This window comes from Pseudomonas lutea (assembly GCF_000759445.1).
Lineage (GTDB): Bacteria > Pseudomonadota > Gammaproteobacteria > Pseudomonadales > Pseudomonadaceae > Aquipseudomonas > Aquipseudomonas lutea.
This window is the reverse complement of record NZ_JRMB01000002.1, coordinates 1136165-1148478: the sequence shown is the minus strand read 5'-3', so window position 1 is coordinate 1148478 and position 12314 is coordinate 1136165. Positions and strand designations below refer to the sequence as shown.

Here is a 12314-nt window from a genome sequence, read left to right as displayed (position 1 = left end):
TCGTGATTAGGCAGCTTCAGTAAGCGTGGGCCGAATGGGCGGATTCGGGTGGCTGTTTTTGTACCGTAACGTCGACCGTCAGATCACCCGCTTTTTCAAAGTGCAGGATCAAAGGGAAGGTCTGGCCGTCGACGAGTTTGCTGCGGTCTTTCAAGTCCAGCAACATGACGTGATACGCCATTGGCGCAAAAACGAGGTTGCCGCCCGCCGGGATCTCCACTGACTGGACGTGCTGCATTTTCATCGTACCGTCCTTGCTCACGTGCTCGTGCAACTGTGCGCCACCTGCGATGGGGCTGTCGACGGCCTCCAGTCGGTCAGGCGCCTGACCTTCGTTGGTGATCACAAAATAGGCAGCGGCGGTGGGTGAGTTCGGGGGCAACGCCAGTGACCACGGTTGCGTAACCGTCAGCGAGCCCGCGGCGTAATCGTGCGCTTCGACGTAACAGACCGGCAACGCGAGAGCGGCCAGCAGGACAAGTTTGTTCAGTATCAAAGCTGGGGCTCCAATTCGTTCAGGTACGCGACGGCACGATCAATCAGACCCGAGGGGATGCGTGCGGATTGCGGTTCGGCCATTGCGGACGGTGCGCAGTGCGCAGCACCACCATCGCCACAGGGAAACGCACCGGTTCGATGAGGGCGAACAATCCAAAACCGATACCGCTTGGCACCGCAACCATCGGCATGGCGCCGGTGCAACAGGCGCAGTGCTGCATGAGCGCGATATCGGGGTGATGGGGAGCTTGTCGGTCGATGACCTCAACGGGCGTCATGGCCAATAGAGGCGCAGCCCCCGTACACGCATTTCCCCACACCAGACGCTCAGCCTGGGGACGCGGCATGGTCGGTGTCAGCGGCATTGCCAACGCCCCGAACAGCAGGGCGAAGCAGGCCACCCAGGCAAAGGCGCGCCGCCGCTGTGGCGTGAGGATTTGATTTTGTTGTTTTGTCATGTGGGCCATTTAGCCTGATTGGCCGCCCGATGTAAAAACCCTGCCCGCGACGTTATGTCGCGCAGCAGATGTTGGTTCAGTCAGCGTTCAGCAGGGGTTCAGGCAGTGCAGGCGTGGAGTTTCAGGCCCAGCGCCTTTATCACCTTCATGATTATGGCGAATTCGGGGTTGCCACCTCGGGCTAGCGCCTTGTACAAACTCTCCCGCCCCAGGCCGGTGTCGCGTGCAATCTGGGTCATTCCGTATGCGCGTGCGATGTCCTTAAGAGCCAGACGAACCAACATACCGTCACCCGTATCTTCATCAAGACAGGCGTCTAGATAGCCAGCCATATCCTCGATGGTCTCCAGGTATTCGGATGCGTCGAACGGTTTGAATTCTTCTTTCATTAATGATCCCTCGCCGTGAGGGTTTCGGCCATTTCCCTGGCACGTTTGATATCCGTTTTCTGAGTCGATTTATCGCCACCCACGAGAAGGAGATAGACAGCGTCTCCATGCCGCGTCAGGTAAATTCGATAACCGGGCCCGTAGTGAACGCGCATTTCAAAAACGCGTCCACCTACTGATTCACAATCTCACGCAATGCAGCCAACACCTCTCCGACACTCCAGAAGGCTCGGTCCACTTCAGGCAGCACGGGTCGCTTCAATACCAACACGGGCAGGGCCAACTCGCGGGCCACTTCCAGCTTGGGCTCGGTCGCCGTGCTGCCGCTGTTCTTGCTGATGAGGACGTCGATATTGCGGCGCTGGAACAGCTCGCGCTCGTCTTCCAGGCGAAACGGTCCGCGCGCGCCAATCACCTCGCAGCGCTCGTTGCCGGGGTAGACATCCAGCGCCCTAAGCGTCCAGAACTGATGCTGTGGAATATCATGAAGATGCTGCAACGGCTCACGGCCCAAGGTGAACAGCGGGCGCTGAAAAGGCGCGAGCGCGGACATTAACTCAGCCCAGTCGCTGACCTCGCGCCAGTCATCCTCGGGGCCCGCTTGCCACGGCAGTCGTCGCAAGGCCCAACACGGAACTCCGGCGGCCTTCGCCGCAACCACAGCGTTGTGGCTGATCTGCGCGGCGTAGGGATGCGTTGCATCGAGAATCAAATCGATGCCCGATTGCCGCACAAAGTTGGCCATGCCTTCAGCGCCGCCAAACCCGCCGACTCGTACCTGACAGCGCAAATCGGTCGGCACGCGGCCCACGCCTGCCAGGCTGTAAACATGCTGAGGCCCCAGGGTGCGGGCAATCGCCAACGCTTCGGTGACACCGCCGAGTAGCAGCACGCGTTTCAGAGCAGATGGTTTCAAGAAAAGCCTCCCGCATGGCCGACGATCCCGCCCTGGCGGTCAATGGCAAACACTTCGACCTCTACCTGCGCAGGCACCACGCTGCGGGCGAAATCAAGCGCGTGCTGGCATACCGTGTTGCCGAGCGCGATGCCGACGGCGGCGGCCATGGCCAGCGCTTGCTGGCTGGTGTTGGCTTCGCGGATGCTTTGCTGCAGCGCGGCGTCCGCGCCTGCATCGGCGGCCCACTGAGCGAGCTGATTCAAATCGATGCTGGAGTGGCGGCTGTGCAGGTCCATATGGCCCGCCGCCAGTTTGCTGATTTTGCCAAAGCCGCCGCACACACTAAGCCGTTCCACCGGCGTCTTGCGCAGGTGCTTGAGCACCGCGCCGACAAAATCCCCCATCTCGATGAGCGCGATATCCGGGAACTGATACACCCGACGCATCGTGTCTTCGCTGGCGTTACCGGTGCAGGCGGCGATGTGCTGGTAGCCGTTGGTACGCGCGACGTCGATACCTTGATGAATGGAGGCAATGTACGCCGCGCAAGAGAAAGGCCGGACGATACCGCTCGTGCCCAGGATCGATAATCCGCCCAGAATACCCAAACGCGGATTCATCGTTTTCAAGGCGAGCGCGCTGCCATTTTCGACGCAAATCGTCACCTCGAAGCCGCCGTCATAGCCGAACTCCTGCGCTGCTTGAGAGAGGTGTTCGGCCATCATTCTGCGAGGCACCGGATTGATTGCCGGTTCACCCACGCCCAGCACCAGACCCGGCCGGGTCACGGTGCCGACGCCTTCGCCCGCGATAAAGCGTGTGCCGGGCTCACTCGTTAACCTGACCTGAGCGTAAACGAGCGCGCCGTGTGTTACGTCCGGGTCATCCCCGGCGTCCTTGAGCGTGCCCGCTTCGGCGCCGTCGGCCATCAAGCGGCAAAACTCCAGGCGCATTTGCACGCATTTGCCCTTGGGTAACGTGATTTCGATCGCATCGTTTGTTTCGCCAGCCAGCAGCAACCGCGCGGCGGCGAGGGAGGTCGCGGTGGCGCAACTGCCCGTGGTCAAACCGCTGCGCAATGGCGCGGGTTGCTCGGCGGTTTCGTCGCGCATCAGGGTTTGATCGCTTCAAGCAGGGTGATCGGCAGCGCCTGGCGCCACGTGTCAAAGTCGCCCAGCGGTTTGGCATGTGCCAGATGGATTCTGGTCAGTTCGCCACCGTGCTGCTCGCGCCAGTTCACCAGCGTCGCCTCGCTTTGCAGCGTGACGGCATTGGCAACCAGCCGACCGCCCGGCCGCAGGCTTTGCCAGCACGCGCTCAACACGCCTTCACGCGTGACACCGCCGCCGATGAAAACCGCATCCGGTTGCTCCAGACCGGCAAGGGCATCGGGCGCGCGTCCACGCACCAGTTGAAGGCCCGGCACCCCCAGCGCATTGCGGTTGAATTCAATCATCTGCTGCCGTCCCTCATCGGCTTCGATGGCGATGGTGCGACAAGACGGATGCGCGCGCATCCACTCGATCCCGACGGAGCCACAGCCTGCGCCGACGTCCCACATCAATTCGCCAGGCGTTGGGGCGAGTCGGGCGAGGGTGATGGCACGTACGTCGCGCTTGGTGAGCTGACCGTCGTGTCGGAACGCCTCATCCGGCAGGCCGCCAAGCGGCGACAGACGCAGCGCATCGGGCTGCGCCCGGCATTCGATGGCGACCAGGTTCAGCGCGGCGATGTCGGTTGCGCTCCACTCGCCCGCCGTGCCTTCAATTTGCCGCTCGGCGGCGCCGCCCAGATGCTCAAGCACGATCATGCGGCTCGGGCCATAGCCGCGCTCCTGGAGCTGTGCGGCAATGGCTGCGGGGCTGGAACCGTCGTTGCTCAGCACCAGCAGGCGCAAGCCGTTGTGAAATTGAGCATTCAGTGCCGCGACCGGGCGAGCGACTACCGAGAGGGTTACCACGTCCTGCAACGGCCAACCCAGGCGGGCTGCCGCGAGAGAATAGGACGATGGAGCAGGGATCACGCGCATCTCGTCATCGCAGACCTGGCGCGACAGGCTTGCGCCAACGCCGAACAACATGGGGTCGCCGCTGGCCAGCACGCATACCGGCGTGCCGCGCTGCTCCAGCACCGGGGCCAGGGAAAACGGGCTGGGCCACAGGCGATGCGCGGCCTGAATGCAGGGTGGCAACAACCCGAGTTGTCGCGCGCCGCCGAACACCTGCTGCGCCTGCAACAGCGCGTGCCGAGCGTTGCGGCCCAGCCCTTTGTAGCCGTCCTCACCGATTCCCACGACTGTCAGCCACGGCGACATGAATTGCCCTCAACCAAATTCGTGCGACAGGCCGATCGATCGGCCTGTAAAAGAAGCCGGCATGATACCGCGCCAGAGGGCCCGGTTCGTATGGCTTTGTGAATCCGACAGACCGTCTTTTCATGCCTGCCGCCAAAGCAGGCATAATACGGCCCCTGTAACGTTTCGTTTCTTTACGCGTCTGCCCGTCGCACCAGGTGATCCATTGACCGAGCCGTTGTCCGCTCGCCTTTCCGCTACGCCCATTCGCCCCTCGGCTTGCCCGGGGTTGCTGCGTATCGTCCCGGCGATGGACGGCGGCATCTGCCGGATCAAGCTGCCGGGCGGGCTGATCACCGCCGATCAGGCGCTGGCCGTGGCGCAGGCCGCAGAGCGGTTCGCCGGTGGCGTGATCGAGGCCACCAACCGCGGCAATCTGCAGATTCGCGGCATCGGCACCGACCGCGACGGGTTGATCGCCAGCCTGCTGGACGCCGGCCTGGGCCCTGGCAATCCGGCCAGTGATGACGTGCGCAACCTGATGCTGAGTCCGACCGCAGGGCTTGATCCACAGCAATTGCTCGATGTACGTCCGCTGGCCGGGCAGATTCTGCACACCCTCGAGCATCACCCGCGCTTTCACGAGCTATCGCCTAAATTCGCGCTGTCGTTGGACGGCGGTGAGGGCCTGGCCATGCTCGAACATCCCCATGACCTCTGGTTGTCGGCGATGTGCATCGACGGCCAGACGTTGCTGGGCTTCGGGCTCGCAGGCTGCCCGGCAAATGATTCACCCCTGGCGGCCGTTGCACCAGAAGCGGCGCACGCATTGGTCGTGGCAGTGCTGGAAACGTTTCTGGACCTTGCGCGGCCTGAGCACGCGCGCATGCGTGACCTGCTTAAAGAAGTGCCTGTCGTCCGGTTCATGGAGCACGTCGCCGCTCGTTTTGCGCAGCCTCTTTGGGTTAATCAGGACATAACCGGATGGCGACGTGAGCCGATACGTCATCTGGCGCACCTTGGCACTTATGCGCAGGCGCAACACGGCGTCGTCGCCATTGGCGCAGCCGTGCCCTTGGGACGCATGGGGCCGTCTATGTTGCGCGAAGCCGCGCGGCTGGCGCGTGCTTATGGCGACGGTCAGCTGTGCATGACGCCCTGGCAGAGCCTAACGCTGCGAAACGTTGCGATGGAGGATTCACTTGCCGTGACGAATGGCTTGAGCAAAGCCGGTCTGCTCTCGGATGCGAATGCTTCATTGGCCAGAATGATCGCGTGCACAGGCTCTGCGGCTTGCGCAAAAGGTCTGGCCGACACCAAAGCCGACGCATTGCGCCTGGCCGCATTGCTGCAAAACAACACCACCCGCCAGACAGTGCACCTGTCCGGCTGCCGGCGTTCGTGCGCCGCTGCGCATATAGCCCCGGTGACGCTGCTGGCAGCCTCGCCCGGTCGTTACGATCTCTATTTTCGTCATGCAGACGCAGCCGGATTCGGCAATCTGCATGCACGTGACCTCACTATTGATGCAGTCGGCGCGTTGTTGACCGCCGACTCACGGAGCAACACCAATGATTGATTACATCCGCGACGGCCAGGAGATCTACCGCAACTCCTTCGCGATCATTCGTGCCGAAGCCCGGCTCGATTCCATCCCGGCCGACCTGGAAAAACTCGCCGTGCGGGTCATTCATGCCTGCGGCATGGTCGATGCGGTCGAAGGCCTGCGTTACTCGCCGGGCGCGGGCACCGCTGGCCGCCGCGCGCTGGCGGCCGGTGCGCCGATCCTGTGTGACGCGCACATGGTTGCCGAAGGCGTCACCCGCACGCGCCTGCCGGCCAACAATCAGGTGATCTGCACCCTGAAAAACGAGCGCGTTCCCGAGATGGCGCGCGAGCTGGGCAATACTCGCTCCGCTGCAGCGCTGGAACTGTGGCGCCCGCATCTTGAAGGCGCCGTCGTGGTGATCGGCAACGCGCCGACCGCGCTGTTTTACCTGCTTGAAATGCTCGATGCCGGCGCGCCGAAACCGGCGCTGATATTGGGCTTTCCGGTGGGCTTTGTCGGCGCTGCCGAATCCAAGGACATGCTCGCCGCCGACAGCCGCGGCGTGCCTTACGTGATCATGCAGGGGCGCCGTGGCGGCAGCGCGATGGCCGCCGCGGCCGTCAACTCACTCGCCACGGAGATCGAATGATGCCACCGCGCGGTCGTTTGATTGGCCTTGGCGTGGGGCCAGGTGATCCGGAACTCATTACGGTCAAGGCCCTGCGCCTGCTGCGCGAGTCGCCGGTGGTGGCGTATTTCGTCGCCAAAGGCAAGAAGGGCAACGCGTTCGGCATCATCGAAGGTCATTTGCAGCAAGCCCAGACACTGATGCCGCTGGTGTACCCGGTCACCACCGAGGCGCTGCCCGCGCCGATGTCTTACGAAAGTGTGATCAGCGATTTCTACGACCGATGCAGCGCCGACCTCGCGGCGCACCTCGACGCCGGTCGTGATGTGGCGGTGATCTGCGAAGGCGACCCGATGTTTTACGGGTCTTATATGTACCTGCACGACCGTCTCGCCGAGCGCTACGAAGCCGAAGTCATCCCGGGCGTCTGTTCGATGCTTGGTGGTGCCTCGGTATTGGGTGCGCCGCTGGTGTATCGCAATCAGAGCCTGTCGGTTTTGTCCGGCGTACTGTCGGCCGACGACCTCAAACGCAAACTTCAGGATGCCGACGCTGCGGTGATTATGAAGCTGGGCCGTAATCTTCACAAAGTGCGTCAGGTGCTGGTCGAAACCGGCCTGGCCGAGCGCGCGCTTTACGTCGAGCGCGCAACCATGGCCAACCAGAAGATTGTCCCGCTTGCCGAGGTCGATCCGATGTCCTCGCCTTATTTCTCGCTGATTATCGTCCCTGGCGAACGGTGGCAAGGCTGATGGCCGCGACCCACTTCACGGCCCCGGCGATCGTCGTTCTGGGCAAAAGCGCGCTGATGACGGCGCGACGCATTCAGCAGCTCTACCCGCAAGCGCTGATCCATGGGCTGGCCGAACGCGTCGATGACGCTGATCGCAGCTACTCGGAGTTTGGCGCGACCCTGCGTCAGCTTTACCAGCAGAACACGCCCATCATTGCGTTGTGCGCAGCCGGCATCGTTATTCGCACCCTGGCAGCCGTGTTGTTGGAGAAGGGCGCTGAGCCGCCGGTACTCGCCGTCGCCGAGGATGGCAGTGCTGTCGTGCCACTGCTCGGCGGCTTGGGCGGCGTGAACGTCATGGCTCGGGAAATCGCTTCGGCGCTGGGCACCGCAGCTGCCATCACCACCAGCGGCGAGCTGCGGTTCGGTACCTGCCTGCTCAACCCGCCTGCGGGCTATGCGTTGGGCGACCTGGAGCTGGGCAAGCGCTTCGTCAGCGATTTGCTGTCGGGCGAAAAAGTACGTGTGGAGGGCGCAGCACCCTGGCTGGCTCAGGCGCAGCTGCCCGAAGATGATCAGGCGCAATCGGCAATCCACGTCGGTTATGCCGACCGTGAACCCAGCGATCACGAGCTGCTGATTTACCCGCGCAATGTGCTGGTGGCCCTGAAGGGGGACCTCACCAATGCCGCCGGGGCTGTGAAAACCGCGCTGCACGATTCGCGTATTGCTCTGCAGGCGTTGGGCTGTCTGCTTGCCAGCAAAGAGGAAATGGCCAATCCGGCGTTGCACACTGCCGCTGAAACATTGGGCGTCGCGGTACGCTTTACAGACACCGCAACTCCGGCCGAGATGATCCAGCAAGTGCTGCCGCAGTTGTTGCCACCCCTGACTCCGGCGGAGGGTATTGCCGTCGCTGTTGCGCCGCAGCCGCTGGATGTTCGGCAGATAGGCCGTGCACGGGGGCGACTGGCCGTCATTGGCCTGGGCCCGGGCGCCAGCGACTTCATGATCCCCGCCGTAAAAGCCGAGCTCGCGCGCGCCAATGACGTGCTGGGTTATGAAACCTACGTGCGCATGGCCGGCCCGTTTCGGCCGGATCAAGTGCTGCACCGCACCGACAACCGTGAAGAAATGCAGCGCGCTCGGCATGCTTTCGAGCTGGCCGCTGCCGGACGTTCGGTGGTGGTGGTTTCTTCGGGCGATCCGGGCGTCTTTGCGATGGCGGCGGCGGTGCTGGAAGCCCTGCACGAATCAGACAATGCCGACTGGCATCGGGTTGACCTGCACATTCTGCCAGGGGTGTCCGCATCGCTCGCCACCGCCGCGCTGGCAGGAGCGCCGCTGGGTCATGACTTCTGCGTCATGTCCCTGTCGGACAACCTCAAGCCGTGGGACATCATCGAAAAGCGCCTTGATCTGGCCTGTCAGGCGGATCTGGCGCTGGCGTTCTACAACCCGATCTCACGTTCCCGGCCCTGGCAACTGGGGCGCGCACTGGAAATCGTGCGCCGGCACCGCACGCCTGAGACCCCCGTGACGCTGGGGCGGGACGTCGGTCGACCTGCCCAGACCCTGCGCGTCATCGCCCTCGGCGAGCTGAGCCCGGAGTTGGTAGACATGCGCACCATGGTGTTGATCGGCTCCTCGCTAACCTGCGTGTTTCCCCGTGCCGATGGCCAGCAGTGGGTCTATACGCCGCGGTGGTACGGCGCCAAGCCGGCTTGAGTGATGCGGGATCTCGCTGCGTCGGATTCTTCTGATAGCTGACGCGCACATTTCGATGAGTCAATGATGAAACTCGTCCTTGGTCTCGTCGAAATGGCGGCTTTCGAGCCACAAGGCTTGTGATCCCCATCCATCGTCCGCCATCGCGTCACACGCAACCTCCTGACCTGCCTGAAGTTTGCTGCTACTCGGTTCGAGCGGGCTCCCCGCCAGCGTGTAGGACCCACGCTGCCCGTTCCGGGATAAGGGGCATTGCCATGTCGTTGGGCGAGCGCTGACTTCTCGATTAGTCTTCGTTCTGTCCACGACGGACATTCTCGCCAGTTAAAGGATTAACAAATGAACCATGAAGCACGCATGACCCACGCCGAACGCAGCGCCTTTGTAGACCGATGCCAGCTCGCTGATTGCACCCACTCGTTAAGTGAGCATACGCCGCAGATGGATGCGTCCATGCTGATGCCCATTGAAGACCCGGCACAGGGAGCAGTAGTGGCTGGCAACTTGCTGGCCTTCGCCGAGGGCGTATCACGGCAGAACAAGGAAGACGTCATGGATTCCTTTCTGTTCGCAACACGAGCAGCCAATTTCAAGTTCAACCCGGAAACTCAAAGCCAGCAGTGGTACGCCCACTTCAATAAAGTGCTGGCGACGCTGGGTTGGTTGTCGACCAACTGGAAGTACTCCCGTTATCGCTCCGCTCATCGGCGCTTCAGCATGGAACGCGCCGGTCTGGAGATTATCGGTTCTGCTATCTTGGCCGCAGCCCTTCCAGGCCCCGCAGGGTTTGCCATGCTTGAAGTCGCCCGTGATGCTGTCGAAGCGCTGAAAACCAACGATGAACCGCTGCGTGTGTTCGAGAGCCAGGCCAAAACTCACCGCGGCGCCAACTTCCGTATGGGTGCCTGTATCGAGTCCGGCGATGGAACCGTCAATCTGGCGATGGGTGCGGTCAACTTCTCCGCCACCTCCACTGTCACCAATGTGCTTTTTTGGGAATGGAACAGCGCGCAGGTCGAGACCTTCCGAGGGGAGGACCACCTGGTATTGAACAGTCGCCTGTATGCGGATGTTCGTGCAGGTATCCAGAAGCGGTTAAGCGAAAGTGCTTTGGCGGCTATCGAAGAATTCGACATCTAAACGCTGGACTGGGGGCGCACGGCGCCTCCTTTTGATGGAGATGTGCGATGAATCAGGGATTGATTGAAGCGCAAGTCAGCGCAGGGTGCATGCTGTTCATGCACAGCGAATGTTCGGCACTGCGCAAAAGCGATACCGCTGACAGCGTGCTGTACACACAACTGGCCGCAACCAAAAGACACTCACGCTTTGCCAACACCTCGGCCTGGAACGAGACCTGGCTGGTGGCAATTACCCGTTTTGGATGGGCGCTTGAAGCTCACGAGTCCTGCTGTCACAGGCCCGAGCGGCCTTTACCTTATTCGGTGTGGGGACTGCTCCAGGACAGCCTGCCGGCATTCATGCCTGTTGCGCTGTTGTCGGCGGCTGAATCCGCCTGTGTGCGATCTTTCGAGCGCCACCCGGACCAGCCCGCCATAGGGCTCCTCCTTCGTGAAGCGCTGGAGCCAGCAGTCGCCAGTGTAAGACACGAGCCGCAAGCTGCGCAGAAAGTGGTGCTGCAGCTGGGTTTGCTGGACGCAAACGGTGGGCTCTCGGTGGGCTTCATCACTTTTACCCAGGCTTCTGGATTCAAAGGCAACGTTCTGTTCGAGCCCCTGCAAGTCACCGATCTCTTGAGTGATGTCCAGCTGCACTTTTACTCCCTGCGCTTGATGGAGTCGGTTTATGCACCCCTGAGACTCAAGGTGAGCGAAGCGCTGGATCATCGCCGAGCGGAACGGGTATCTGCATTAATGGGGGTAGACCATGTCGGCTAGGATAAACCTGCTGCAGAGCAGAAACCTTGTATCGTTTGCGGCAGATGTCTCAGCGCAGTTGCGTGCTGACATCCTCGACTGCCTGCTTTATGCGCAGTTATCCGCAGACCAGAAGCATGATCGTCGACGCAACTGGAAACCCTGGATTGATCAGTATCAGCGCACCCTCTATAAAAATGGCGGCAAATTGACCGGCGCCATTAATCCCGGGATAGCCACTATCGGGCATTTGCGGGATTTACGCCGACTTCCTGCTGGTGCATTCGGGAGCGCCACTACGCCGGAACTGCACGCGTTGATGACCGGTGCATTGCAAACACTGCTGGAAAGCGAGCATGCAAGCAGGTTTTTCAATTCGTGGTTTTCTTCAGGCCAATCCGAAAGTTTCCAGATCGTACCGTGCAGGGCGAGGGAAAGCGGGGCGGTGGAAATCCTGGTCTGCGGCATGCAGATGACAACCCGTGCGGTGAAGCCGGCGCTGACATTCTGGGAAACCTTGTCCGGTGACATGACTGTGCGCACCAACGGCGCCTCCTTCCTGCTCACCGAACAAAGCTACGCGCCCCATCGAGAGGAAATCAGCAGGCGGCTGGCCGTTGCAGCAAATAACGCCATTGCAAGGCTATAGCTCGCGCGCTTACGTCAACAGATACCCTTTGATGCCGGTGAAAATGATCTGGGCGGCCAACGCACACACAAACAGCCCCATCAGCCGACTGACTATTTGCAGGCCCTGGTCGCCCAGAACCCGCTCAATGCTGTTGGAGAGGTAAAGCACCACGCCGACAGTCAGGCTGGCCAGGGCGATACTGACGATGGCGGTGAGCTTGTCGTCCCAGTGTGGTTGGCTGACGCCCATAACGAGCAGCGCACCAATGGTGCCAGGGCCTACCGTGATGGGGATGGTCAACGGCACGATGGCGACGTCCTGCTGAACGTTGTCGGTCTGTACGCCTGATTTCCCCTGGGCCATGGCCAGCGCGGAGATGAACAGCACACTGCCCGCGCCGATGCGGAAGGCGTCGGCAGTGATGCCAAATACCCCAAAAATCACCCGGCCGAACAGGTACAACAGCACGCTGGACACCAGCGTTGCGAGCGCGATCTTCCACGCCAGGCGCTTGCGTTCCTTGCGCGAATAACCGCGGCTGAGGGAGATGAAACAGGACAGGACGAAGAACGGGCTATAGAGCACCAGCATCTTCAGATAAACGCTGAACAGCACGTGAAGCATGGTTTGAG

14 protein-coding genes and 1 pseudogene are annotated in these 12314 nt (G+C 61.7%); 7 read left to right on the top strand and 8 right to left on the bottom strand.

The features are described from left to right. Positions 1–16: 16 nt before the first annotated feature. The 7 genes and pseudogenes from LT42_RS17380 to LT42_RS17355 form a co-directional block, all read right to left on the bottom strand. Complete coding sequence (locus LT42_RS17380) at positions 17–493, bottom strand: copper chaperone PCu(A)C (protein WP_037017482.1); 477 nt, start codon at positions 491–493, stop codon at positions 17–19. Between the two features lie 46 nt (positions 494–539). After that, entirely contained in the window at positions 540–956 is a 417-nt protein-coding gene (locus LT42_RS17375; RefSeq protein WP_037015574.1) for a DUF2946 domain-containing protein, read from the bottom strand. Positions 957–1054: 98 nt separating this feature from the next. After that, positions 1055–1345, bottom strand: a complete 291-nt coding sequence (locus LT42_RS17370) for an addiction module antidote protein (RefSeq protein WP_037015572.1) — start codon at positions 1343–1345, stop codon at positions 1055–1057. Then, positions 1345–1533 (bottom strand): annotated as a pseudogene (locus LT42_RS25375) (type II toxin-antitoxin system RelE/ParE family toxin); the annotation flags it as partial. The pseudogene LT42_RS25375 and the gene LT42_RS17370, both read right to left, overlap by 1 nt. After that, on the bottom strand, positions 1518–2246 hold the full coding sequence (locus tag LT42_RS17365; RefSeq protein WP_037017479.1) for a cobalt-precorrin-6A reductase: 729 nt from the start codon (positions 2244–2246) through the stop codon (positions 1518–1520). The pseudogene LT42_RS25375 and the gene LT42_RS17365, both read right to left, overlap by 16 nt. 11 nt (positions 2247–2257) lie before the next feature. Continuing rightward, complete coding sequence (locus LT42_RS17360) at positions 2258–3355, bottom strand: cobalt-precorrin-5B (C(1))-methyltransferase (RefSeq protein ID WP_037015568.1); 1098 nt, start codon at positions 3353–3355, stop codon at positions 2258–2260. Beyond that, positions 3355–4557 (bottom strand): bifunctional cobalt-precorrin-7 (C(5))-methyltransferase/cobalt-precorrin-6B (C(15))-methyltransferase, encoded by a 1203-nt coding sequence (locus tag LT42_RS17355; protein ID WP_037015565.1) that lies wholly within the window; start codon positions 4555–4557, stop codon positions 3355–3357. Before LT42_RS17355 ends, LT42_RS17360 begins: the two co-directional genes overlap by 1 nt. A 205-nt stretch (positions 4558–4762) precedes the next feature. Here LT42_RS17355 and cobG point away from each other — a divergent pair, with 205 nt between their 5' ends. The 7 genes from cobG (at position 4763) to LT42_RS17320 (ending at position 11700) form a co-directional block, all read left to right on the top strand. Continuing rightward, complete coding sequence (gene cobG, locus LT42_RS17350; protein WP_276209543.1) at positions 4763–6115, top strand: precorrin-3B synthase; 1353 nt, start codon at positions 4763–4765, stop codon at positions 6113–6115. Then, positions 6108–6734, top strand: a complete 627-nt coding sequence (locus tag LT42_RS17345) for a precorrin-8X methylmutase (protein WP_037015560.1) — start codon at positions 6108–6110, stop codon at positions 6732–6734. Before cobG ends, LT42_RS17345 begins: the two co-directional genes overlap by 8 nt. Continuing rightward, a complete protein-coding gene (locus LT42_RS17340) occupies positions 6734–7465 on the top strand; it encodes a precorrin-2 C(20)-methyltransferase (RefSeq protein ID WP_037017477.1) in 732 nt (243 codons plus the stop codon). The genes LT42_RS17345 and LT42_RS17340 overlap by 1 nt, the downstream gene beginning before the upstream one ends. Next, positions 7465–9174 carry a precorrin-3B C(17)-methyltransferase gene (gene cobJ / locus LT42_RS17335; RefSeq protein ID WP_037015558.1) on the top strand — a complete coding sequence of 570 codons (1710 nt, stop codon included), beginning with the start codon at positions 7465–7467 and terminating at the stop codon, positions 9172–9174. Before LT42_RS17340 ends, cobJ begins: the two co-directional genes overlap by 1 nt. Before the next feature lie 339 nt (positions 9175–9513). Next, on the top strand, positions 9514–10314 hold the full coding sequence (locus LT42_RS17330) for a hypothetical protein (protein WP_037015555.1): 801 nt from the start codon (positions 9514–9516) through the stop codon (positions 10312–10314). 47 nt (positions 10315–10361) lie between these two features. Next, the gene (locus LT42_RS17325; RefSeq protein WP_037015553.1) at positions 10362–11072 is read left to right on the top strand and encodes a hypothetical protein; all 711 of its coding nucleotides are present in this window, start codon (positions 10362–10364) and stop codon (positions 11070–11072) included. After that, entirely contained in the window at positions 11062–11700 is a 639-nt protein-coding gene (locus tag LT42_RS17320) for a hypothetical protein (RefSeq protein ID WP_037015550.1), read from the top strand. Before LT42_RS17325 ends, LT42_RS17320 begins: the two co-directional genes overlap by 11 nt. Before the next feature lie 9 nt (positions 11701–11709). Here the strand turns inward: LT42_RS17320 and LT42_RS17315 are convergent, their stop codons facing one another. Continuing rightward, a complete protein-coding gene (locus LT42_RS17315; protein ID WP_037015547.1) occupies positions 11710–12306 on the bottom strand; it encodes a MarC family protein in 597 nt (198 codons plus the stop codon). Between the last annotated feature and the right edge of the window lie 8 nt (positions 12307–12314).

Excerpts from the sequence above, each read along its gene's own strand:
- LT42_RS17325 (WP_037015553.1), top strand. The coding sequence starts at position 10,362 with ATGAATCAGGGATTGATTGAAGCGCAAGTCAGCGCAGGGTGCATGCTG.
- cobJ (WP_037015558.1), top strand. The coding sequence starts at position 7,465 with ATGGCCGCGACCCACTTCACGGCCCCGGCGATCGTCGTTCTGGGCAAA.
- LT42_RS17345 (WP_037015560.1), top strand. The coding sequence starts at position 6,108 with ATGATTGATTACATCCGCGACGGCCAGGAGATCTACCGCAACTCCTTC.
- LT42_RS17355 (WP_037015565.1), bottom strand. The coding sequence starts at position 4,557 with ATGTCGCCGTGGCTGACAGTCGTGGGAATCGGTGAGGACGGCTACAAA.
- LT42_RS17330 (WP_037015555.1), top strand. The coding sequence starts at position 9,514 with ATGAACCATGAAGCACGCATGACCCACGCCGAACGCAGCGCCTTTGTA.
- LT42_RS17375 (WP_037015574.1), bottom strand. The coding sequence starts at position 956 with ATGACAAAACAACAAAATCAAATCCTCACGCCACAGCGGCGGCGCGCC.
- LT42_RS17315 (WP_037015547.1), bottom strand. The coding sequence starts at position 12,306 with ATGCTTCACGTGCTGTTCAGCGTTTATCTGAAGATGCTGGTGCTCTAT.
- LT42_RS17340 (WP_037017477.1), top strand. The coding sequence starts at position 6,734 with ATGCCACCGCGCGGTCGTTTGATTGGCCTTGGCGTGGGGCCAGGTGAT.
- LT42_RS17360 (WP_037015568.1), bottom strand. The coding sequence starts at position 3,355 with ATGCGCGACGAAACCGCCGAGCAACCCGCGCCATTGCGCAGCGGTTTG.
- LT42_RS17370 (WP_037015572.1), bottom strand. The coding sequence starts at position 1,345 with ATGAAAGAAGAATTCAAACCGTTCGACGCATCCGAATACCTGGAGACC.
- LT42_RS17320 (WP_037015550.1), top strand. The coding sequence starts at position 11,062 with ATGTCGGCTAGGATAAACCTGCTGCAGAGCAGAAACCTTGTATCGTTT.